This window comes from Pseudomonas sp. 5P_3.1_Bac2 (assembly GCF_025465995.1).
Lineage (GTDB): Bacteria > Pseudomonadota > Gammaproteobacteria > Pseudomonadales > Pseudomonadaceae > Aquipseudomonas.
In genome coordinates this window covers 395,165-417,190 of sequence record NZ_JANLNY010000023.1, presented here as the reverse complement: position 1 = coordinate 417,190, position 22,026 = coordinate 395,165, and the positions used below count along the sequence as shown (strand labels likewise).

18 protein-coding genes are annotated in these 22,026 nt (G+C 60.7%); 10 read left to right on the top strand and 8 right to left on the bottom strand.

Translation table 11 applies throughout. From position 1 onward, the window contains the following. Positions 1-11: 11 nt before the first annotated feature. The 6 genes from tkt (at position 12) to NTD81_RS14940 (ending at position 6,491) form a co-directional block, all read left to right on the top strand. Positions 12-2,012: a transketolase gene (gene tkt / locus NTD81_RS14965; protein ID WP_262183411.1), complete on the top strand. Its 2,001-nt coding sequence runs from the start codon at positions 12-14 to the stop codon at positions 2,010-2,012. A gap of 63 nt (positions 2,013-2,075) precedes the next feature. After that, entirely contained in the window at positions 2,076-3,149 is a 1,074-nt protein-coding gene (gene epd / locus NTD81_RS14960) for an erythrose-4-phosphate dehydrogenase (RefSeq protein WP_262183410.1), read from the top strand. 12 nt (positions 3,150-3,161) lie between these two features. Then, positions 3,162-4,325 carry a phosphoglycerate kinase gene (locus NTD81_RS14955; protein WP_262183409.1) on the top strand — a complete coding sequence of 388 codons (1,164 nt, stop codon included), beginning with the start codon at positions 3,162-3,164 and terminating at the stop codon, positions 4,323-4,325. Positions 4,326-4,358: 33 nt separating this feature from the next. Then, positions 4,359-4,691 (top strand): MliC family protein, encoded by a 333-nt coding sequence (locus NTD81_RS14950; protein WP_262183408.1) that lies wholly within the window; start codon positions 4,359-4,361, stop codon positions 4,689-4,691. A gap of 141 nt (positions 4,692-4,832) precedes the next feature. Next, positions 4,833-5,897: a class II fructose-bisphosphate aldolase gene (gene fba / locus NTD81_RS14945; RefSeq protein WP_262183407.1), complete on the top strand. Its 1,065-nt coding sequence runs from the start codon at positions 4,833-4,835 to the stop codon at positions 5,895-5,897. 81 nt (positions 5,898-5,978) lie between these two features. Further along, on the top strand, positions 5,979-6,491 hold the full coding sequence (locus NTD81_RS14940; RefSeq protein WP_262183406.1) for a YgjP-like metallopeptidase domain-containing protein: 513 nt from the start codon (positions 5,979-5,981) through the stop codon (positions 6,489-6,491). Here the strand turns inward: NTD81_RS14940 and NTD81_RS14935 are convergent. The 4 genes from NTD81_RS14935 to NTD81_RS14920 form a co-directional block, all read right to left on the bottom strand. After that, positions 6,474-6,707 (bottom strand): DUF2789 domain-containing protein, encoded by a 234-nt coding sequence (locus NTD81_RS14935; protein ID WP_262183405.1) that lies wholly within the window; start codon positions 6,705-6,707, stop codon positions 6,474-6,476. The genes NTD81_RS14940 and NTD81_RS14935 overlap by 18 nt on opposite strands. Before the next feature lie 30 nt (positions 6,708-6,737). Then, positions 6,738-7,220 (bottom strand): GreA/GreB family elongation factor, encoded by a 483-nt coding sequence (locus NTD81_RS14930; protein WP_262183404.1) that lies wholly within the window; start codon positions 7,218-7,220, stop codon positions 6,738-6,740. 31 nt (positions 7,221-7,251) lie between these two features. Further along, on the bottom strand, positions 7,252-9,441 hold the full coding sequence (yccS, locus tag NTD81_RS14925) for a YccS family putative transporter (RefSeq protein ID WP_262183403.1): 2,190 nt from the start codon (positions 9,439-9,441) through the stop codon (positions 7,252-7,254). A 121-nt stretch (positions 9,442-9,562) separates the two neighbouring features. Then, positions 9,563-10,699, bottom strand: a complete 1,137-nt coding sequence (locus NTD81_RS14920; RefSeq protein WP_410017165.1) for an NAD(P)/FAD-dependent oxidoreductase — start codon at positions 10,697-10,699, stop codon at positions 9,563-9,565. 182 nt (positions 10,700-10,881) lie between these two features. Here NTD81_RS14920 and NTD81_RS14915 point away from each other — a divergent pair, with 182 nt between their 5' ends. Beyond that, positions 10,882-11,619 (top strand): substrate-binding periplasmic protein, encoded by a 738-nt coding sequence (locus NTD81_RS14915; protein WP_262183401.1) that lies wholly within the window; start codon positions 10,882-10,884, stop codon positions 11,617-11,619. A gap of 3 nt (positions 11,620-11,622) precedes the next feature. Here NTD81_RS14915 and NTD81_RS14910 read toward each other — a convergent pair whose 3' ends face one another. The 3 genes from NTD81_RS14910 to NTD81_RS14900 all read right to left on the bottom strand — a co-directional run bounded on the left by NTD81_RS14910 (position 11,623) and on the right by NTD81_RS14900 (position 16,741). Then, positions 11,623-12,885, bottom strand: coding sequence for a diguanylate cyclase domain-containing protein (locus NTD81_RS14910; RefSeq protein WP_262183400.1), 1,263 nt, complete (start codon positions 12,883-12,885; stop codon positions 11,623-11,625). A gap of 40 nt (positions 12,886-12,925) precedes the next feature. Then, positions 12,926-14,305: an ATP-dependent RNA helicase DbpA gene (gene dbpA / locus NTD81_RS14905; protein WP_262183399.1), complete on the bottom strand. Its 1,380-nt coding sequence runs from the start codon at positions 14,303-14,305 to the stop codon at positions 12,926-12,928. 216 nt (positions 14,306-14,521) lie between these two features. Then, a complete protein-coding gene (locus tag NTD81_RS14900; RefSeq protein WP_262183397.1) occupies positions 14,522-16,741 on the bottom strand; it encodes a primosomal protein N' in 2,220 nt (739 codons plus the stop codon). 262 nt (positions 16,742-17,003) lie between these two features. On the opposite strand from NTD81_RS14900, the gene rpmE reads away from it, so the two are divergent. The 3 genes from rpmE (at position 17,004) to NTD81_RS14885 (ending at position 19,465) form a co-directional block, all read left to right on the top strand. Then, positions 17,004-17,219 carry a 50S ribosomal protein L31 gene (gene rpmE / locus NTD81_RS14895; RefSeq protein WP_262183396.1) on the top strand — a complete coding sequence of 72 codons (216 nt, stop codon included), beginning with the start codon at positions 17,004-17,006 and terminating at the stop codon, positions 17,217-17,219. A gap of 26 nt (positions 17,220-17,245) precedes the next feature. Continuing rightward, positions 17,246-18,046, top strand: coding sequence for a thermonuclease family protein (locus tag NTD81_RS14890; RefSeq protein ID WP_262183395.1), 801 nt, complete (start codon positions 17,246-17,248; stop codon positions 18,044-18,046). Between the two features lie 150 nt (positions 18,047-18,196). Continuing rightward, positions 18,197-19,465, top strand: a complete 1,269-nt coding sequence (locus NTD81_RS14885; RefSeq protein WP_262183394.1) for a malic enzyme-like NAD(P)-binding protein — start codon at positions 18,197-18,199, stop codon at positions 19,463-19,465. A gap of 103 nt (positions 19,466-19,568) precedes the next feature. Here NTD81_RS14885 and NTD81_RS14880 read toward each other — a convergent pair whose 3' ends face one another. After that, the gene (locus tag NTD81_RS14880; protein ID WP_410017164.1) at positions 19,569-21,983 is read right to left on the bottom strand and encodes a penicillin-binding protein 1A; all 2,415 of its coding nucleotides are present in this window, start codon (positions 21,981-21,983) and stop codon (positions 19,569-19,571) included. Positions 21,984-22,026 lie beyond the last annotated feature (43 nt).

Genomic DNA, 22,026 nt, shown 5'->3' with positions numbered 1-22,026 from the left:
GAGATTCAGCGATGCCCAGCCGTCGTGAGCGAGCCAATGCCATTCGTGCCCTCAGCATGGATGCCGTGCAGAAAGCCAACAGCGGCCACCCAGGTGCCCCCATGGGCATGGCGGATATCGCCGAGGTTCTGTGGCGCGACTTTCTAAAGCACAACCCGGCCAACCCTAGCTTTGCCGACCGTGACCGCTTCGTGCTGTCCAATGGTCACGGTTCGATGCTGATCTATTCGCTGCTGCACCTGACCGGCTATGACCTGAGCATTGACGATCTGAAAAACTTCCGTCAATTGCACAGCAAAACCCCTGGTCACCCGGAGTACGGCTACACCCCAGGCGTGGAAACCACCACCGGGCCGCTCGGCCAAGGTATCGCCAACGCCGTGGGTTTTGCCCTGGCGGAGAAAGTGCTGGGCGCCCAGTTCAACCGCGATGGCCACCAGATTGTTGACCACTTCACCTACGCCTTCCTTGGCGACGGTTGCATGATGGAAGGCATCAGCCACGAAGTCTGCTCCCTGGCCGGTACTCTGGGCTTGGGCAAGCTGGTGGCGTTCTATGACGACAACGGCATCTCCATCGACGGTGAAGTGCACGGCTGGTTCACTGACGACACCCCGGCGCGTTTTGAATCCTACGGCTGGCAGGTGATCCGCAACGTCAATGGTCACGACGCCGAAGAAATCAAAATGGCCATCGAGACGGCGCGCAAAGCTGACGACCGTCCGACCCTGATCTGCTGCAAAACCACCATCGGTTTTGGCTCGCCGAACAAGCAAGGCAAGGAAGAGAGCCACGGTGCTCCGCTGGGTAACGATGAAATCGCCCTGACCCGCGCAGCCTTGGGCTGGAACCACGGGCCGTTTGAAATCCCGGCCGAGATCTACGCCGAATGGGATGGCAAAGCCGCTGGTGCCGTTGCCGAAGCCGAGTGGAACAAGCGCTTCGCCGCTTACGCCACGGCTTACCCAGAGCTGGCCAGCGAATTCAAACGGCGTATCAGCGGTGAACTGCCGGCGGACTTCGCCGAGAAGGCTGCGGCCTATGTGCAGGAAGTGGCGGCCAAGGGCGAGACCATCGCCAGCCGCAAAGCCAGCCAGAACACCCTGAATGCCTTCGGCCCGTTGCTGCCAGAGTTTCTCGGTGGCTCGGCGGACCTCGCCGGCTCCAACCTGACCCTGTGGAAAGGCTGCAAAGGCGTGTCGGCTGACGACGCCTCCGGCAACTACATGTTCTACGGTGTGCGCGAGTTCGGTATGAGCGCGATCATGAACGGCGTGGCCCTGCATGGCGGTTTCGTGCCATACGGCGCGACCTTCCTGATCTTTATGGAATACGCCCGTAACGCCGTGCGCATGTCGGCGCTGATGAAACAGCGCGTGCTCTATGTGTTCACCCACGACTCCATCGGTCTGGGCGAAGACGGCCCGACCCACCAGCCGATCGAGCAACTGGCCAGCCTGCGTGGCACGCCGAACCTCGACACCTGGCGCCCATGCGACGCCGTCGAGTCGGCAGTGGCGTGGAAGCACGCAATCGAACGCCACGACGGCCCTAGCGCGCTGATCTTCAGCCGCCAGAACCTGCCGCACCAGAACCGCGACGCCCAGCAACTGGCTGATATCGCCCGTGGCGGTTACGTGCTCAAGGACTGCGCCGGCGAGCCGGAGCTGATCCTGATCGCCACGGGTTCGGAAATTGGCTTGGCGGTGCAGGCTTACGAGCAGCTCAGCGCTCAAGGTAAGCAAGTGCGGGTGGTGTCGATGCCGTCGACTTCGGTCTTCGACCAGCAAGATGCCGCCTACAAGCAAGACGTACTGCCACTGCAAGTTGGCGCGCGGATCGCTATCGAAGCCTCGCACGCGGACTACTGGTACAAGTACGTGGGCCTGGAAGGTCGCATCATCGGCATGACCACCTTTGGTGAGTCGGCGCCGGCCCCGGCCTTGTTCGAAGAGTTTGGTTTCACTGTGGAAAACATCCTGGAAACCGCCGCCGAACTGCTCGACGCCTAAGCCGCCGAGCATTGGGTGGGTCGCTGTGAGGTGGCTCACCCTGTGTCGACTATCGAGAACGCCATGTCGCAACGACCCTTTCGTGTCGCTTTGAACGGTTACGGCCGCATTGGCCGTTGTGTGTTGCGCGCCCTGCACGAGCGCGGCGCCGGTGCACAGCTGGAGATTGTGGCTTTAAATGACTTGGCCGATCAGGCCAGCATCGAATACTTAACGCGCTTTGACTCCACCCACGGACGCTTCCCCGGTGAGGTCAAGGTCGACGGCGACTGCCTGCATATCAACGGTGCTTGCGTGAAAGTCCTGCGCGAGCCCACCCCGGAAGCCATCGACTGGTCAGGCCTGAACATCGACCTGTTGCTCGAATGCTCCGGCCAATACACCAACCGCGCCCAAGCCGAACGCTTTTTGCGTGCCGGTGCGCCGCGGGTGCTGCTGTCGCAGCCGATGTCCAGCGAAGCGGATATCGATGCCACCGTGGTCTTTGGCGTCAACCAAGCGCAGCTCAGCGGCCATGAGCGCTTGATCTCCAATGCCTCCTGCACCACCAACTGCGGCGTGCCACTGCTCAAGTTGCTGAATGAGGCGGTGGGGCTTGAGTATGTGCAGATCACCACGATTCACTCGGCGATGAACGACCAGCCGGTGATCGACGCTTATCACCATGAAGACCTGCGCCGCACACGCTCGGCGTTTCAGTCGGTGATTCCGGTGTCCACGGGCCTGGCTCGGGGCATCGAACGCTTGCTCCCGGAGTTGTCCGGGCGCATCCAAGCCAAGGCGATTCGGGTGCCGACCGTCAACGTGTCGTGCCTCGACATCACCTTGCAAACCTCGCGCGACACCAGCGCGCAGGAGATTAACCAAGTGCTCCGTGCTGCCGCTGAAAGTGGCCCGCTCCAAGGTCTGTTGGCCTATACCGAGCTGCCCCACGCCAGCTGCGACTTTAACCACGACCCGCATTCGGCCATTGTCGACGGCAGCCAGACCCGCGTGTCTGGCCCGCGCTTGGTCAACCTGCTGGCCTGGTTCGATAACGAGTGGGGGTTTGCCAACCGTATGCTCGATGTCGCGGAACATTTTTTAGCGATAGCCCAGATTAACGCCCCTAACCCACTTGCTACCCAGCCCCTGTGAAGGACTGACCCCATGACTGTTCTGAAGATGACCGACCTCGACCTCGCCGGTAAGCGCGTGCTGATCCGCGAAGACCTCAACGTGCCGGTAAAAGATGGCGTGGTGAAGAGTGACGCGCGCATCCTCGCGGCGCTGCCGACCATCAAACTGGCCCTGGAGAAAGGCGCGGCAGTGATGGTGTGCTCGCACTTAGGCCGCCCGAGCGAAGGCGAATTCAGCGCCGAGAACAGCCTTAAACCAGTGGCTGACTACCTGAGCCAGGCCTTGGGCCGCGAAGTGCCGCTGCTGGCCGATTACCTCGGCGGCGTGGACGTTAAAGCCGGCGATATCGTGCTGTTCGAAAACGTGCGCTTTAACAAAGGCGAGAAGAAAAACGCTGACGAACTGGCCCAGCAATACGCCGCCCTGTGCGACGTGTTCGTGATGGACGCTTTCGGCACCGCGCACCGCGCTGAGGGTTCGACCCATGGCGTGGCCAAGTTCGCCCAAGTCGCCTGTGCCGGTCCTCTGCTGGCTGCCGAGCTGGACGCGCTGGGCAAGGCCCTGGGCCAACCAGCTAAGCCGATGGCTGCCATCGTCGCCGGCTCGAAGGTTTCGACCAAGCTCGACGTGCTCAACTCCCTGAGCCAGATCTGCGATCAACTGATCGTCGGCGGCGGCATTGCCAACACCTTCCTCGCCGCGGCGGGCTTCCCGGTTGGCAAGTCGCTGTACGAAGCGGATCTGCTCGACACCGCCAAAGCCATCGCGGCTAAAGTCAGCGTACCGTTGCCGGTTGACGTCGTAGTCGCCAAAGCCTTCGCTGAAGACGCCGAAGCGACCATCAAGGCCGTAGCGGATGTGGCTGAAGACGACATGATTCTCGACATCGGCCCGCAAACTGCCGCGCAGTTCGCTGAGCTGCTCAAGGCGTCCAAGACCATTCTGTGGAACGGCCCGGTCGGCGTGTTTGAGTTCGACCAGTTTGGCCAAGGCACCCAAGTGCTGGCCAAGGCCATTGCCGAGAGCCCGGCGTTCTCCATCGCCGGCGGTGGTGACACCCTGGCCGCCATCGACAAATACGACGTGGCCGCGCAAATCAGCTATATCTCCACTGGTGGCGGGGCTTTCTTGGAATTTGTTGAAGGTAAAGTGCTACCGGCTGTGGCGGTGTTGGAACAACGCGCCAAGGTCTGACTCTTAAGCACCCTAAGCTGAGGCAAGGACGCTATGCATCATCGATTGACCCCTGTATTGCTGTTAACCGCGCTGGGCTTGCTCAGCGCCTGTAGCAGTCAGCCTCAGTCCGCGGGCGACACGTGGAACCACTGGGAGTGTGACAGCCAGGCGCAGGTGCAATGGCGTTACGCTGATAGCAAGCAGCAGAGCGTCGACGTGCGCGTCGGCGGCGATGACATCGTGCATCGCCTGCGCCGCGAGGTCAGCGGCACCGGCGAGCTGTACAGCGACCCGTTGCTGTCGTTTCAGCTGATCGATCAGCAGGGCGTGCTATACCGCACGCAAACTGACGATTTAATCGGTCGCGGCTGCAAAGCCAAATAACCCAGCGCGCCGCTCAAAAACAGGGTTTGGCGCGAATTAACCCTTGTGGGCAGGCGCTTACTGCTCGCGAAGAACTTGAATCACGCCTGCCGCTGCGGCAGGCTTGCAGAATTAACGAGCCCCACCGGGAGAAAGAACACCATGGCACTTATTAGCATGCGGCAGATGCTCGACCACGCCGCCGAATTCGGTTACGGCGTGCCGGCATTCAACGTCAACAACCTGGAGCAAATGCGCGCCATCATGGAAGCGGCCGATAAGACCGACTCCCCGGTGATCGTTCAGGCTTCCGCCGGTGCGCGTAAATACGCCGGTGCGCCGTTCCTGCGCCACCTGATCCTGGCCGCTATCGAAGAATTCCCGCATATCCCGGTGTGCATGCACCAAGACCACGGCACCAGCCCGGATGTGTGCCAGCGCTCGATCCAACTGGGCTTCAGCTCGGTGATGATGGACGGCTCGCTGAAAGAAGACGGCAAAACCCCTGCCGACTACGAATACAACGCCCGCGTCACCCGGCAAACCGTATCCTTCGCCCACGCCTGCGGCGTGTCGGTAGAAGGCGAGCTGGGCTGCCTGGGTAGCCTGGAAACTGGCCAGGCCGGTGAAGAAGACGGCGTCGGCGCTGTAGGCATCCTCGATCACAGCCAAATGCTGACCGATCCGGAAGAAGCCGCGCAGTTCGTCAAAGACACTCAAGTGGATGCCCTGGCTATCGCCATCGGTACCAGCCACGGTGCCTACAAGTTCACCAAGCCGCCTACCGGTGACATCCTGGCGATCGAGCGGATCAAAGAGATCAACAAGCGCATCCCTAACACCCACCTGGTGATGCACGGCTCTTCCAGCGTGCCGCAAGAGTGGCTGGCGATCATCAACGAGTTTGGTGGCGACATCAAAGAAACCTACGGCGTGCCAGTCGAAGAAATCGTTGAAGGGATCAAGTACGGTGTGCGTAAGGTCAATATCGACACCGACCTGCGCCTGGCCTCCACCGGTGCTATGCGCCGCTTTATGGCCGAGCACCCGAGCGAATTTGACCCGCGCAAATTCTTCGCCGAAACCGTTAAAGCCATGCGTGACGTGTGCATCGCCCGTTACGAAGCCTTCGGCACCGCTGGTAATGCCTCGAAGATCAAACCGATCTCCCTGGAAGGCATGTTCCAGCGTTACGCCAAAGGCGAGCTGGCCGCTAAGGTCAACTAATCTGGCTCTCTAAGCCCCGTGCTTAGCTTGAAGAAGCCCGCCTAGTGCGGGCTTTTTCATACCTGTTGAGGAACCTCTGGCGTGTTGAAATACCTGCAAGCCTACCCCTTGGGGTTACAGCAACAAATCCAGCAGCTCATAGATCAAGGGCGCTTGGGTGACTACCTGGCCCAGCGTTATGCCGGCACTCATTCAATTAAAAGTGACAAGGCGCTGTACAGCTACGTGATGGAGCTTAAGCAGGAGTACCTGCGCAGTGCGCCGGCCATCGATAAGGTGCTTTACGACAATCGCCTCGATCTGACCCACCGCGCTTTAGGCCTGCACACGGCAGTATCGCGGGTGCAGGGCGGTAAGCTGAAGGCGAAGAAGGAAATTCGCGTCGCCGCCTTGTTTAAAGAGGCAGCGCCGCAGTTCTTACAGATGATCGTGGTACACGAGCTGGCGCATCTCAAGGAAAGTGAGCACAACAAGGCGTTCTATAAGCTCTGTGAACACATGTTGCCGGGCTATCACCAGCTGGAGTTCGACCTGCGCGTGTACCTGACCTGGCGCGAGCTGCCAGGTCAAACGGCACTAGGCGCGCAGGAGTAAGTTGAGCTGGTCGATGGAGTCGGCCCAGTCGGCATCTTGCAGCAGTTTATCGCGCAGGAACTTGGCCTGCTCCGGTTGCCAGAAGCTGGCATCCGCCAAGTGCTCGTCGGGAGCGAGGTGGCCGTTGTGCTTGATAAAGCTCTCAATGCTGGCCGGGTCACTGGGTAGTCCCAATTGTTGGAACAGGGCAACCAGATCGGGTGGGTAGCTGGACATGGCAGACTCCTTAGTGGCACGAATGGTCTGTTAGTCGACTGCGAGAACCTCAAACAGTTGCACTTTGCCTGACAATTGCAGGCGCACCTCGTCGCCCACCTGCTTGCCCAGTAGGGCTTGGCCCAAAGGCGCGTGGCGACCGATCACCTGAATCGCGCCGCCGTTATGCGGCACGGCCATGGCCGCGCCGCTGGGGCCAAGCAGCAGATGGCGCTGCTGCTCGTTGGCGTCGGCAAGCGTAATCAGGGCGCCCAGCTCAATGCCTTGGCGTTCGTCGTAAGGGCGCACCACCAATTGCTTCCAGGTGCTTAAGGCCTGACGGATTTCTTCACTGCGCCGTGCTTGTCCGGTGGCCAGATAGGAAGCTTCCAGGCCTAGGGTGTCGTATTTGTTCTCGGCGATATTTTCTTCATGGGTCGCCGCCTCATAGGCCACCAGCGCCGCTTGTTGCGCTTGGCGCAGATCCTCTTCGAGCTGCTGCAGGACGTGGGCGATCAGGTCGTGTTTGGGCATGCTTGGCATCATCGTTAGGTCCGCAGGCGCGCTAAAGGCCGGCCTGCTCGGTGTTTTTGCCCTTTTGCAGGTGGGCGGCGAGGGTCCGCAGCGGCGCCAGTTGGCGGCAAATCAAAGCCAGTTGGGTTTGGACCTGACGCTGGGCATCATCCATGTCATCGCTCAGCTCGGATAATTGCTGTGCCAGTTGCTGTTCGGTTTCGCTGTGGATCGGTACGGGCTGCTCGTCATTAAGGGCCTGGGCGATGCTCTCCAGGCTGTCGGCCAATTGGTTGGCGCTGTTGAGGAGAAAGCCGGCGTTGTCATCCAGCTGACTTTCACCACGATGGGCGCCAAGGCCGGACAGGTAGCTCAAGAGGGTGTGCGAGAGCACCAGAAAGCGAAAACCTAAATCAGTGTCTTTGCGGAAATAACCTGGCTCCATGAGCATGTTGCCCAGTGCCGTCGACAGGGTGGCATCGGCGTTGTGGGCATTGCGCCGGGCTAAGCGATAGTCGAGGTTGTCGCGTTTGCCGTAGCGGTATTGCTCGATGATCTGCTGCAAGTAGCGGCTGTTGCAGCTCAGGGTACTGGCCAGCAGCTTATTCAGCCGCCGCCCTTGCCAGTCCGGCAGGATCAGCAGCACGGCGAGGCCGGCAATCAGGCAGCCGAGCAGGGTGTCGAGCAGGCGCGGGATAAACAGCTCATAGCCGTTATCCGTCTGGTTAAAGCAGAACAGCACCAGCAACGTCATCGCCGCCGTAGCCCAGCTGTAGCGCGTACTGCGCAGGGCGAAGAAGGTCACCCCGGCGACCACCGCGAGCAGGGCTTGAGCCAAGGGGTTGGGCACCAGATCAAACACCGCCCAACCGATCAGCAGGCCCATCACCGTGCCCGTGATGCGCTGGCCAAGGCGGCGGCGGGTGGCGCCATAGTTGACCTGGCAGACGAACAAGGTGGTCAGCAAAATCCAATAGCCCTGGCTTGGGTTGACCCAGTGCAGCAAGCCGTAGCCGGCGGTTAGCGCCAGCGATAAGCGCAGGGCATGGCGGAACAGCAACGAGGTTGGCGTGAGCTGGGAGCGGATGCGCTTGCGCACATCGCGCAGAGATTTCGGGTCGCGGTCATACAGGCTGCTGTCTTGTTCTTCGGCTAAGGCATCGGGGTTGCTGGCGCTGCTCAGTTGCAGGTCGAGGTTGCGCAGGTTGTTGGTCAGCGCGCGCAGCGAGCGCAGCAAATGGCGCCAGGCCGGATTGCTCTGGATGCGCAGGTGTTCCAGAGAGGCGTGTAAGTCGCTCAGGGCTTGCTGGCTCAGTTCGCGGTGCTCGAAGCTTTGGCGCAGTTCGATGGCTTGGGCTAGACGCTGGCAGTCTTCACCTTGCGAGCGCAGCAGGCGCTGGCAGCGAAACAGCACGTCGCTGTGGAAGAAGGCTTCGGCCAAATCGTTGTACGGGTAGTGTGAGGAACTGGTGCGCTCGTGGATGTCCTGAGCCAGGAAGTACAGCTTGAGGTAGCGACTGACCTTTGGCCCGGCGCGGCGATGGCCCACGCGGTGCAGAATGATTTCCTTGGCCGCGTTGAGCGCTGCCACCACCCGGCCATTTTGCTTGGCGAGGTTCAGGCGGCGTTGCTCCACATCGAGCTGGCGCAGCGGCTCGAACAGGGCCGATTTAAGAATCAGGTACTGGCCCAGCTCTCGGAACAATTTGGCCAGGCTGTGTTGCACCGCTTGCTGGGCAAACAGCGCATTCCACAGCACCGACAGCAAGCCATACCAAGCGGCGCCGGCCAGCAGCAGGATGGCTTGGTTGCCGCCATTGGGCAGAGCGCTGCGTTGGTCCACGCCAATCATGCTGTACACCGCCAGGATCAAGGTGGCGTAGGCCAAGGTGGCATAGCGCTCGCCCAAGGCGCCAAGCAAGGTGAGGGCAAAGCTGGAGCCGGCGAGGGCGATGACAAACAACCAGGGGTAGGGAAACAAGCACTCCACGGCGTAGGTGGCCGTGGCAAAGCAAGCCAGGGTCACCAGCACGGCAGTCAGGCGCCCCTGCCAGCTGTCATCGGTCTCTGCCAGCGCGCTGGCAATCACCCCGAGAAACAATGGAATCAGGCTGTGCATCCATCCCTGCGACCAGCACAGCAGCAACACGCCGCTCAAAGCGATAGCCGCGCGCAGGCTATAGCCGAGTTTCTCTTTCGCCCAGAGGCGACGTAAGGGTTGGCGAAGCGAGGTGGACGGCATAGACCGGCCTTCTACAAGGGAAAGCCATAGCCTAGCGGAGCTAGGCGGCGCTGGGCAGTGAGATTGAGCAGTTGGGTAAAATTTCTGTGCGGCTTAGATGTTTTGCCTGGCAACCGGACCGCTATACAAATTGGGCGGCGGCAAATCCCGAAGCCCAGGCCCACTGAAAATTAAAGCCGCCCAGGTGACCGCTGACATCCAGCACCTCACCAATAAAATACAGGCCTGGAGACTTCAGCGACTCCATGGTTTTCGACGACACTTCATGGGTGTCGACGCCGCCCAAGGTCACTTCGGCGGTGCGGTAGCCCTCGGTGCCTGCCGGCACCAGCTGCCAGTTGGCCAGTTGCTCGGCAACGGCCTTCAACTCGCTGGCGGTGTATTGCTTCATTGGCTTGGAGACGAACCAGCTGTCGCTGAGCAGCGTCGCCATCTTCTTGGTGAAGAGTTCGCTGAGCAGGGTTTTCAGCTCGCTATTAGGCCGGGTTTGTTGCTGTTCGCTGAGCCACTGCGGCAGGTCGATATGCGGTAGCAGGTCGATGCTGATGGACTCGCCGGGTTGCCAGAACGAAGAGATTTGCAAAATCGCCGGGCCGGATAAACCCCGGTGGGTGAACAGGATGTTCTCGCGAAAGCTCTGGCCGTTACAGCTGACTAAACAGTCTTCCACCGACGTGCCGGACAATTCGCTGCAGAGGGTTTTTAGGCTGGGGTCGGTGATGGTGAAGGGCACGAGGCCCGCGCGGGTCGGCAGCAGTGTGTGGCCAAACTGCTTGGCCACCTGATAACCGAAACCCGTGGCGCCCAAGGTTGGAATCGACAGGCCGCCGGTGGCAATCACCAGCGACTCGCAACTGATCGCTCCGGCACTGCTGTCCAGCGCATAGCCGGTGGCGCTTTTGCTGATGCTGTTGATCGTGGTGCTGGTGCGCAGCGTCACGCCGGCCTCGGCGCATTCGGCGAGGAGCATGTCGAGGATGTCGTTGGCCTTGTTATCGCAAAACAGCTGACCGAGTTTCTTCTCGTGATAAGCCACGCCGTGCTTGGCCACTAGGCCGATAAAGTCCCACTGGGTATAGCGCGCCAACGCGGATTTACAAAAGTGTGGGTTGCTCGACAGGTAGTTGCTTGGCTCGCAGTACAGGTTGGTGAAGTTGCAGCGGCCGCCGCCGGACATAAGGATCTTTTTGCCCGGCTTATTGGCGTGATCCAGCAGCAGCACTTGCCGTCCTCGCGTGGCGGCGCTGAGCGCGCACATTAGGCCGGCGGCACCGGCGCCGATAATCACCACTTGCGAGTTAAGCACTGCAACTTCCTCAAACCAGACAGCGCTGAGTAGCAGCGCCAAAAGGCCGGCATTTTACCTGATGCTCCCGAGATGTGCTTCGGCGCTGATCAGCTAGGCTTAGGCTTCATCTTCGCCAAATGGAGCTGACCGTTATGGGTGAACTGCGTGTCGCTTTACTGGGGTTGCTGCTGTTGTGGCTGGCGCCTGCCAATGCTCAGCCAGAACTCAGGCTGGTGGCCAATACGTGGCCGCCATTTAATGACGAGACACTGCCGGGCAATGGTGTGGCCAGCGACTTGGTCAGCACCGCCTTGGCGCGTGCCGGTTATCTCAGCAACTACACCGAAGTGCCCTGGGCCCGTGCGGTGCGCGGTTTGCAACGCGGCACCTACGACATCCTGATCAATGCTTGGTATTCCGATGAGCGCGCCGCTTACGGCGACTTCTCCGCACCGTACTTGGTTAACCGCATCCGCTTTGTGCAGCGCCGCGGCAGCGCCATCGGTTATCAGCAGCTAACCGATCTGCATGCCTACAGCATCGCCATCGTGCGTGGTTATGCCTACAGCCCTGAGTTTGACAAAGATCCGCAGCTCAACCGGGTCGGCGTGCTCAGCTTTGAAGTGGCCGCGCGCATGTTGCACGCCGGCCGTGTGCAGTTGGCCTTGGAAGACGAGCTGGTAGCGCGTTATCACCTCAACCGCAACTTGGCGGAGATTCGCGAGGATCTTGAGTTTTTACCCAAGCCCTTAAGTGAAAACGGCCTGCATATCCTGATCAGCCTGAACGTGCCTGAGCACCGGCAGATTGCCGAGCGCTTCGATCAGGCCATCGCCGCCATGCAGGCCGATGGCAGCTATGCGCAGATCTTTAAGCGCCATGGCCTGTAGCGTTTAACGCCAGAAGTTACGCCCGCGGCCTTGACGCTTCGCCTCATACAAACAGCGGTCGGCCTGATGCAGCAACGACTCCAGGTCGCTGGCCTGGCTGTAATAAATCCCCGCGCTAAACGACAGCGGCGGCGCCCCGACGGCATAGTGAGATTGCAGGCACTGCTCCCGCAGACGGTCGAGGCTGGCGCTTAAGCTCGCGGCATCCTGCGGGCTGAGCATGGTGAATTCTTCGCCGCCTAAACGACCAAGCAAGGCCTCGGGGAAGGCCTCGCTAAAGGCCCGGCTGAAGGTGATCAGCGCTGCGTCGCCGCTGGCGTGGCCAAACTCATCGTTGATCCGTTTAAAGAAGTCCAGGTCGATCATCACCGTGCTCAAGCTGTCGCCATTGGCGTGGGCGCGTTTGAGCAGTTGCTGACCTTGTTCGTAGAACGCCCGGCGGTTGTTCAGGCTGGTGAGGGCGTCGTACTGCGCCGCTTGTTTCAGCGCGCGCAGCATGTCGCGCCGCTCTAGGCTGGACATCACCCGGCAGTTGAGCTCTTCCGGGCAAAACGGCTTGCGCAGGAAGTCATCGGCGCCGTGCTTAATAAACTTGGCGCTCAAGGCACCTTGGGCATCGGTGGACAGGCCGAGGATGATCAGCTCTTTGCGCTTTAAGTCCTGGCGCAGCCGTTTGACCAGATCGAAACCACTGATGCCGGGCATGCTGTGGTCAACCAAAAACAGGTCGATATCCGGCTGCTCGCGCAGTATGCGCAGCGCTTCGTCGCCATCGCTGGCTTCGAGCAATTGATAGCGTTGCGGCGTCAGTACATGGCGAATGTATTGGCGCGTGGCTTGGGAGTCCTCGGCGATAAGGATCTTAATCTGCCGGTTGGTTTCCAGCCGGTTCAGCAGGTGGAAGGCGTAGTCGTAGGCGTGCTGGCTGTCTTTGAGCACGTAATCGACCACGCCCTTGAGTAGGAACTGATCGCGGCGGTACTCGTTGTAGCTGGCCGTCAGGACGATGCACGGCAGCTCATAGGCCAGCACCAGGTCGACGATCTCGCCGTCGCTGGCATCGGGCAAATTGAGGTCGACCACGGCGGCAAAAAACAGCGCAGACGAGGTCTCCAGCATCACCTGCGCCTCCCCCAGAGAGGCGCAGAATACTGGCTGTAGTTCAGTGTGCAGGCGAAACAGTCGTTCGAGGATGCGCAGCACCAGGGGACTGTCTTCAACGACCAAAATATTGCGTTTGGTCTGGGTGTGGTGAGATGAATGCATGACTATCTACTACATCCAAAAAGCGCTGTGGCGATCAGCCTTAGAAGCTACGTACGCGTAGGGAACGACCTTTGATTTTGCCTTCGCTGAGGCGCTTCAGGGCTTGGCTGGCGACGCTGCGCTCGACGGCCACGTAGGCTTGGAAGTCGAAGATCGCGATCTTGCCCACGTGGGTGCCGGGAATGCCGGCCTCGCCCGTCAGCGCACCGAGAATATCGCCCGGGCGCAGTTTGTCTTTACGTCCGGCGGCAATGCACAGGGTGATCATCGGCGGTTGCAGCGGTGCGCCGCCCTGGTGTTTGAGGCTGCTGAGTGGCTGCCAGTTAAGTGGGGCTTTTTGCAGGTCTTCGATGGCTTGCGCACGGTGGCCTTCGGCCGGGGCGACCAGGCTGGCGGCCAGGCCTTTTTCGCCGGCGCGACCGGTACGGCCGACGCGGTGGATATGGATTTCCGGATCGCGGGCCAGCTCGACGTTAATCACCATGTCCAGCGCTTCGATATCCAGACCACGGGCGGCCACGTCGGTGGCGACCAGTACCGACAGGCTGCGGTTAGCGAAGGTGGCCAGCACCTGATCGCGGTCACGTTGCTCCAGATCGCCATGCAGGGCGGCGGCGGAGATGCCTTTGCTGGTCAGATATTCGACCACTTCCTGGCACTGCTGCTTGGTGAAGCAGAAGGCCACGCAGGACTGCGGGCGGTGGTGGTTGAGCAGCTTCACCACGGCCTCTAGGCGTTGCTCGGGCTCGATCTCGTAGAAGCGCTGCTCGATCTGCACATCGTCGTGCAGGGTTTCGGCTTTGACCTGCTGCGGATCGCGCATAAAGCTCGAGGCCAGTTGTTTGATCCCGGCCGGATAAGTCGCAGAGAACAGCAGGGTCTGACGACGGCTGGGGGTTTGCCCAATGATGTCGGCGATGCTGTCGTAGAAGCCCATGTCGAGCATGCGGTCGGCTTCGTCCAGCACCAGGGTATTGAGGCCGTCGAGCTTCAGGGTGGCCTTGCTCAGGTGCTGCTGCACGCGCCCCGGAGTACCGACGATGATCTGCGCGCCGTGCTCCAGCGAGGCGATTTGCGGGCCGAACGGCACGCCGCCACACAGGGTGAGAATCTTGATGTTGTCCGCCGAGCGGGCCAGGCGGCGCAGCTCCTTGGCCACTTGATCGGCCAGCTCGCGGGTTGGGCACAGCACCAATGCCTGGCAGCCGAAGTAGCGCGGGTTAAGCGGGTTCAGCAGGCCGATACCAAAGGCGGCGGTCTTGCCGCTGCCGGTTTTGGCTTGGGCGATCAGGTCCAGACCCTTGATCATCACCGGCAAGCTCTGCGCCTGGATCGGCGTCATCTCGGCATAACCGAGGGACTCAAGGTTGGCCAACATGGCGGGGGAAAGCGGCAGAGAAGAAAAAAGGGTGCTGGTCACGGGACAGGCCTGCTAAACGAAATGACGCGCAGTGTAACAGGCTAGGCCCTACCACTTGGCGCTTTACGCAGCTTTAGCCGGGGCAGAAAAGTCTCAGTGCGGGCTGCCCAAACGCCGCTTTCGGCTGAGCGAAGCTGCATTTATCCGCCGCGTGGGGCAAACCCCGTTCGGCAAGGGACGCGCGCTTATATCCCTGTGCACCGATTGCCCGCCGCGCTAAAACAAATCGATGGGGTCGACATCCAGCGACCAGCGCACTGGCCGGCCACAGGGCATGGCTTCCAATGCCGGCATCAGCGAGTGCAGCAGGCGATGCAGCGGCGCGCGGGCGTTGGCTTGCAGCAAGAGTTGCGCGCGATAACGGCCAGCGCGGCGCTCCATGGGCGCCGGTACCGGGCCGAGCAGCTCGATGCCGGTTAAACCTAGTTCACCCACTTGCAGCTCGGCTTCGCTGCAGGCGTCATCGAGAAAGCCCTCGGCTTGTCCCGGCTTGTGCGCTTCGGCGCGCAGCAAGGCCAGGTGGCAGAACGGCGGCAGGCCGGCGCTGCGCCTTTCGCTCAAGGCTTGCTCGGCAAAGGCGAAGTAGCCCTGCTCGGTCAGTTGCACCAGCAGCGGATGGTCCGCCAGGTGGCTTTGAATAATCACCTTGCCCGGCTCTTCAGCCCGCCCGGCCCGGCCTGCGACCTGCACAATCAACTGGGCCATGCGCTCACTGGCGCGGAAGTCGGCGCTAAACAGACCGCCGTCAGCATCGAGAATGGCTACCAGCGTCACCCTCGGGAAGTGATGCCCTTTGGCGAGCATCTGGGTGCCGACCAGAATGCACGGCTCACCTTTTTGCACCTGCTGGAAGAGGTTGTCCATGGCGTCTTTGCGCGAGGTGCTGTCACGGTCCACGCGCAGCACCGGAAAGTCGGGGAAGAGGATCTCCAACCGCTCTTCGGCGCGCTCGGTGCCGGCGCCGACGGGGCGTAAATCGACGTTATTGCACTTGGGGCAGTTGCTTGGCTGTCGTTCGCTGTGGCCGCAGTGGTGGCAGCGCAGCTCGCGCGAGCGTTGGTGCACGGTCATCCGCGCATCGCAGCGGGGGCATTCGGATAGCCAGCCGCAGTCATGACACAGCAAGGTCGGCGCGAAGCCGCGGCGATTGAGGAACACCAGCACTTGCTGGCCGGCGGCTAAGGTTTGGCCGATGGCTTGTTGCAGAGGGGCGGAGATGCCGGAGTCGAGCGGACGGCTTTTCACGTCCAAACGCAAAAACTTCGGCTGCTTGGCGGCGCCGGCGCGGTGCGGCAGTTGCAGCAGGGCATAGCGACCGATCTGGGCGTTGTGCAGGCTTTCCAGTGACGGCGTGGCGGAGCCCAGTACCACCGGGATGTTCTCCTGATGGGCGCGCACCACGGCCAAGTCGCGGGCGTGGTAGCGCAGGCCTTCCTGCTGTTTATAGGAGGCGTCGTGCTCTTCGTCGATGATGATCAGGCCGGGGTTTTGCATCGGCGTAAACAGCGCCGAGCGGGTACCGATAATGATGTCAGCCTCACCGTCGCGCGCCGCCAGCCAGGCGTCTAAGCGTTCCCGATCATTCACGGCTGAGTGCAGCAGGGCGATCCGCGCATTAAAGCGCTGTTCAAAACGCGCCAGGGTTTGCGGGCCTAAGTTGATCTCGGGGATCAGCACCAGCGCCTGCTTGCCAGCCTCCAGCGTCTCGCGGATCAGTTGCAGGTACACCTCGGTCTTGCCGCTGCCGGTGACGCCGGCGAGCAAAAACGCATTGAAGCTGCCGAAGCCTGCACGGATCGAGTCGGCGGCGGCGCGTTGCTCGGGGTTCAGTGGCAGTTCTGGCTGTGCCAGCCAGTTGGCATGACGCGGCGTCGGTGCGTGGCGGCGTACTTCGACCTGCACCAGGCCTTTTTCCAGCAGCAGGTCGAGGCTGTCTTTATTCAGTTGCAGCTTGCTCAGCAGTTGGTGCGACACGCCATGGGGATGTTGGGCGATGGTTTTCAGCGCATCGCGCTGGCGCGGCGCCCGGCTTAAGCGTGGGTCATCCAGCTTGGCTTCGGGGCTGATCGACCAGAAGCGCTCTTGGCGCATTTGCGCCGGCTCGCCTTGGCGCAGCAACACCGGCAAGGCCCAACTTAGGGTGTCACCAAGGCTGTGCTGGTAATACTGGGCGGTCCACAGGCATAGCTTGAACAGCGCCGGCGGCAGCGGTGACTGCGGATCGAGCAGTTCCAGCGCGGGTTTCAGCTTGTCGGCCGGCACCTCGCTGGAGTCGCACACTTCCACCAGCACGCCGATCATCTCGCGGCGGCCAAACGGCACGCGCAGGCGCATGCCGGGTTGCAGGCTGCTGCGTAGCACGCCTGCCGGCGCACGATAATCAAACAGACGGCGCAGCGGCGAGGGCAGGGCGAGGCGCAAGATGGCGTTGGGCACGGGATACCTGATGGACTGGGCCTGCTCCATGCGGGCGAGAGCAGGCGGCGCCGATTAATAAGGCTTTAGCATAGCTAGGCACAGTTTTAGTCAGCGGCGATCTTAGCATGGGCCTGTAGCCCCCGATCTATCAGCCACTCGGCGGCTGATACGATGCTGTCGCTTGCGTCATGACGACTCTCTGGTATTATCGCCGGCCTAATTCCGTGCGGTACCCGACAATAGTGTCTGGTGGCGGCACGCTAGCCTTGAGGAATCACCCATGAAAGCCGATATCCACCCAACTTACGAAGCCGTCACCGCTACCTGCAGCTGCGGTAACGTGATCGAAACTCGCTCCACTCTGGCTAAGCCTCTGGCGCTGGACGTGTGCAACGAGTGCCACCCGTTCTACACCGGCAAGCAAAAAATGTTGGATACCGGCGGCCGTGTTGATCGCTTCAAACAGCGTTTCGGCATGTTCGGCGCCAAGCAGTAAGCTTGCGTCCCGCACCGGTGGCCCTGATGGGTTTCTCCGTCGTGCAGAAAAAGGCGTCCCTAGTGGGCGCCTTTTTTATTGCCTTACTTTTTACCAGCCAGGCTCAGGCGTTCTGTCCGCTGCCGGGCAATCTGCCCAAGGTCAAAGTACAACGGGTCGTGGATGGCGACACGTTGCGCTTAGTCGACGGCCGCAGCGTGCGCTTGTTGGGCCTCAATGCGCCTGAGCTGAGCCATCAAGGCCGGCCCACCGAAGCCTTTGCCGAGGCAGCCCGTGAGCGCTTGCAGGACTTGGTTGAGGCCAGTTCCGGGCGGGTTACTCTGCAGGTCGGTGAACAGGCCAAGGATCACTACGGCCGTACCTTGGGCCATATCTATGGCAGCAACGGAGCCAACTTCGAGGCGCAATTGCTTGCCGAAGGTTTGGCTTATGCCGTGGCGGTGGCGCCGAATTTAAGCTTGGTCGACTGCCAGGTGCAGGCCGAGCGCAGTGCCCGTCAGGCTGGCTTGGGGCTGTGGCAAAAGCCTCCGGTGCAGAGCCCGCAGCAACTGCGCAGCAGTGGTTTTAGCTTGATCCAGGGGCGGATCAAGCGGGTTGAACGCAACGGGGGTGGCCTGTGGTTGGAAATGGGCGACTCGCTGGTGCTGCAAATCCCCAAACGCCTGTTCAAGTATTTCGACCTCAAAGAGCTTGAGGCCCTTGAAGGGCAGCGTGTGGAAGCACGCGGCTGGCTGGTCGATCGCAACCAGCGTGGTGGCGCCGGCAAGGGTCAGGCGCGGTGGCTATTACCTATTACCGCGACGAGCATGTTGCAGGTTTTACCCTAAGGCGTAGGCTAGCCAAATCTGTTCGCATTACCTGACAAATACCCTGGGATAAGCCGTGCCAGCCTTGCTGGTAGCGGTCTTGTGTAGCTGCACTCAAGTTGCGTATCCTCGCCGCCTGCCTGTTCAACACCCCATAGCGGAAATGCCAATATGTCAGATTTGAAAACGGCCGCTCTCGACTATCACGCTAATCCTCGTCCAGGAAAGCTGAGTGTCGAGCTCACTAAAGCAACAGCCACTGCACGGGATTTGTCCCTGGCCTACAGCCCAGGTGTGGCTGAGCCAGTGCGAGAAATTGCACGCGACCCGGAGCTGGCGTACCGCTACACCGGCAAAGGCAATTTGGTGGCGGTTATCTCTGATGGCACCGCGATTCTGGGTCTGGGTGACCTCGGTCCATTGGCCTCCAAGCCGGTAATGGAAGGCAAGGGCGTGCTGTTCAAACGCTTCGCCGGTATCGATGTATTTGACATCGAAGTCGAAGCGGAAAGCCCGCAGGCGTTTATTGACACCGTACGCCGCATCTCCATCACTTTCGGTGGGATCAACCTCGAAGACATCAAAGCCCCTGAGTGCTTTGAAATTGAACGCACGCTGATCGAACAGTGCGACATCCCAGTCTTCCACGATGACCAGCACGGCACCGCGATCGTTACCGCGGCCGGCATGCTCAACGCTCTGGAAATTGCTGGCAAAACCCTGCCTGAAGCGAAGATCGTCTGCTTGGGCGCCGGCGCTGCGGCTATCTCCTGCATGAAGCTGCTGGTGAGCCTGGGCGCTAAAGTGGAAAACATCTTTATGGTCGACCGCCAAGGCGTGGTGCACTCCGGTCGTGAAGATCTGAACCAGTACAAAGCGGTGTTCGCCAGCGAAACCGATAAGCGCACTCTGGCCGATGCCTGCGAAGGCGCTGACGTCTTTGTTGGCCTGTCCGGGCCGAACCTGCTCAGCGCTGAAAACCTGCTGCGCATGGCGCCGAACCCTATCGTCTTCGCGTGCTCGAATCCCGATCCAGAAATCAGCCCGGAACTGGCTCACGCCACCCGTAGCGATGTGATCATGGCGACCGGTCGTTCCGACTACCCGAACCAGGTCAACAACGTATTGGGTTTCCCCTTCATCTTCCGTGGGGCCTTGGACGTTCGCGCCACGCGCATCAACGAAGAGATGAAAGTCGCTGCCGCTCTGGCCTTGCGTGATCTGGCCAAGCTGCCAGTGCCGCAGGAAGTGTGTGACGCTTACGGTGGTATCGCCCTGAACTTCGGTCGCGAGTACATCATTCCTAAGCCAATGGATCAGCGTCTGATCACCGTGGTATGCGACGCCGTGGCCAAGGCTGCGATCGACAGCGGTGTGGCGACTCTGCCGTATCCGAAGAACTATCCGTTGCAGTCGGTTGACGACGTGTTTAACGGCTAATCTCGGGCCAATAAAAAACCAGAGCTTGGCTCTGGTTTTTTTATGCCTGCGGTTTAGTGGCTAGGGTGCAAGCGCCGCGCAGGCGCTTGCACCGTTACAACACTTAGAACAGATCTAGCGGAGTGGTCTCATCGGCTGGCAGCGGGCTGCCGGGGATGCTCATGCCGGGAGCAAATTCACCCACGGGCGGCGGCGAATCCTCGGCCTTAAACAGCTCGAAGTAGGCATTGGGCGTATCTGGCGTGGCCGCACGACCGCTGAGTGGATCGATGCGCAGGGTCAGCAAACCTTCCGGTTCCGCTTGGGTGTGGCTGGGTTTGCCTTTAAGGGCGGCGCCCATATAGCTCATCCAGATCGGTAGGGCGACGGTGCCGCCGTATTCGTTGCGGCCGAGGCTTTCAGGCTGGTCAAAACCAGCCCATACCGTGGTGATGTAGTCGGAGTTATAACCGGAGAACCAGCTGTCTTTGGATTCGTTGGTGGTCCCGGTTTTGCCCGCCAGATCATCGCGGCCCAAGGCCAGGGCGCGGCGCCCGGTGCCGCGCTTGATCACGTCCTGCAGCATGCTGGTCATGATGTACGCAGTACGTGGGTCGAGGATCTTCTCTGCAGTGGCGACTGGGCTGCTAGGCGTTTGTGCCTGTGCCAGGTCGCTGTCCTGCGCCTCTGGCTGAGGTTGCGGCTGGCTGGTGCTCGGCGCTTGTAGCGGGGTGGCGTTAAACAGCAACTGGCCGGTGCGGTCTTCGATGCGCTGGATCAGGTACGGCTGGGTCTTGTAGCCGCCGCTGGCAAACACGCTCCAACCGGTGGCGATTTCCATCGGCGTGAGGCTGGCGGTGCCGAGGGCCAGCGACAGGTTCGGCGGCAGGTCCTTTTTATCGAAGCCGAAGCGCTCGATGTAGTTCAGCGTGCTGTTGATGCCTAAGTCTTGCAGCAAGCGGATCGAAACCAAGTTACGCGAGCGATACAGCGCCTCACGCAGGCGGATCGGGCCTAAGAAGGTATTGGTGTCGTTCTTTGGCCGCCAGACTTGCGACAGGTTGTCGTCGGCGAACACGATGGGTGCATCGTTGACCATGCTCGCGGCGGTGTAGCCTTTGTCCAGCGCGGCGCTGTAAACAAAGGGCTTAAAGCTCGAGCCCGGCTGACGCTTCGCTTGGGTGGCGCGGTTGTAGTTGCTCTGCTCGAAGGAGAAGCCACCGACCAAAGCGCGAATGGCGCCGTCGTGTGGGTCCAGCGAGACCAGTGCGCTTTGCGCGGCAGGCAGCTGGACAAAGCGCAGGCTGCCATCGTCTTTGTGCTGCACGCGAATCAGGTCGCCGATTTTGCTGACGTCAGCCGGCTGTTGCGGGCGTGGTCCCATGCTGTTGGTGTTGAGGAAGGGGCGTGCCCACTTCATGCTGTCCCACGGCACCGCCTGTTCTTCACCTGTGCGCAGCAATACCTGCAGACCGCTTTTATCGACGTTGGTGACAATGGCTGGCTCTAAGCCGCCGAGGTTGCTGTGCTTGGCCAGCTCGGCCAACCAATGCTCCTTGGTCATCCCCGGCAGACGGCTTTCCGGACCGCGATAACCGTGGCGTTGGTCGTAGTTGATCAGGCCTTCACGCACGGCGTTATTGGCCGCGTTTTGCAGGTCGCTGGGCACGGTAGTGGTGACGTTATAGCCGGCTGTGTAAGCCTCGCTGCCATAACGGCCAACCATTTCGGCGCGGGCCATTTCGGCAATATAAGGCGCGCTCAGTTCAGGCGTTGCCACGTGGTAACTGGCGTCGATCGGCTCGGCCAGGGCTGCTTGGTAACGCTGCTGGTCAATCTTGCCGAGGCTGTACATGCGCCCCAGGATCCAGTCGCGACGTTCCAAGGCACGCTTGGGGTTTGCCAGTGGGTTAAAGCGCGAAGGGGCTTTGGGCAGGCCGGCGATCATGGCCATTTGCGCCAGGCTGACGTCGCGGATCGATTTGCCGTAATAAACCTGCGCGGCGGATTCGATGCCGTAGGCGCGGTTACCCAGGTAAATCTTGTTGACGTACAACTCGAGAATTTCGTTTTTGCTCAGCTCGCGTTCAATTTGCAGGGCCAGCAATATTTCATTGATCTTGCGGGAAAAGCTTTTTTCGCTGGTGAGGAAGAAGTTCTTCGCCACCTGCATAGTGATGGTGCTGCCACCACTTTGAATTTGCCCGCTTTTCAATATTTGCGTTGCAGCGCGCATCAGGCTGCTGACGTCGACGCCATAATGGTTGGCAAAGTTATCGTCTTCCGCCGCCAGCAGCGCGTTGATGAAATCCGGGGGGATGTCAGCGAAGGCAATGGGCGAACGGCGCATTTCACCGTACTCGGCGATGAGCTTGCCGTCGCTGCTGAACACCCGCAGGGGGATCTGCAATTGGATGCTACGCAGAGACTCGACCGAGGGGAGGCTCGGGCTCAGGTAGAGATAAGCACCGCTAAAACTGAGGACCAAGCCACAAATAGCAGCAACGCCAGACCAGCAGAGAAAACGCACAAAACGCATCAAGATTTTAGGATTTCCAAATAAAAGAAAGGCTTAAACAGAG

Coding starts and splice junctions, on each gene's coding strand:
- tkt (WP_262183411.1), top strand. CDS start 12: ATGCCCAGCCGTCGTGAGCGAGCCAATGCCATTCGTGCCCTCAGCATG.
- epd (WP_262183410.1), top strand. CDS start 2,076: ATGTCGCAACGACCCTTTCGTGTCGCTTTGAACGGTTACGGCCGCATT.
- NTD81_RS14955 (WP_262183409.1), top strand. CDS start 3,162: ATGACTGTTCTGAAGATGACCGACCTCGACCTCGCCGGTAAGCGCGTG.
- NTD81_RS14950 (WP_262183408.1), top strand. CDS start 4,359: ATGCATCATCGATTGACCCCTGTATTGCTGTTAACCGCGCTGGGCTTG.
- fba (WP_262183407.1), top strand. CDS start 4,833: ATGGCACTTATTAGCATGCGGCAGATGCTCGACCACGCCGCCGAATTC.
- NTD81_RS14935 (WP_262183405.1), bottom strand. CDS start 6,707: ATGTCCAGCTACCCACCCGATCTGGTTGCCCTGTTCCAACAATTGGGA.
- NTD81_RS14930 (WP_262183404.1), bottom strand. CDS start 7,220: ATGCCCAAACACGACCTGATCGCCCACGTCCTGCAGCAGCTCGAAGAG.
- yccS (WP_262183403.1), bottom strand. CDS start 9,441: ATGCCGTCCACCTCGCTTCGCCAACCCTTACGTCGCCTCTGGGCGAAA.
- NTD81_RS14920 (WP_410017165.1), bottom strand. CDS start 10,699: ATGTGCGCGCTCAGCGCCGCCACGCGAGGACGGCAAGTGCTGCTGCTG.
- NTD81_RS14915 (WP_262183401.1), top strand. CDS start 10,882: ATGGGTGAACTGCGTGTCGCTTTACTGGGGTTGCTGCTGTTGTGGCTG.
- NTD81_RS14910 (WP_262183400.1), bottom strand. CDS start 12,885: ATGCATTCATCTCACCACACCCAGACCAAACGCAATATTTTGGTCGTT.
- rpmE (WP_262183396.1), top strand. CDS start 17,004: ATGAAAGCCGATATCCACCCAACTTACGAAGCCGTCACCGCTACCTGC.
- NTD81_RS14890 (WP_262183395.1), top strand. CDS start 17,246: ATGGGTTTCTCCGTCGTGCAGAAAAAGGCGTCCCTAGTGGGCGCCTTT.
- NTD81_RS14885 (WP_262183394.1), top strand. CDS start 18,197: ATGTCAGATTTGAAAACGGCCGCTCTCGACTATCACGCTAATCCTCGT.
- NTD81_RS14880 (WP_410017164.1), bottom strand. CDS start 21,983: ATGCGTTTTGTGCGTTTTCTCTGCTGGTCTGGCGTTGCTGCTATTTGT.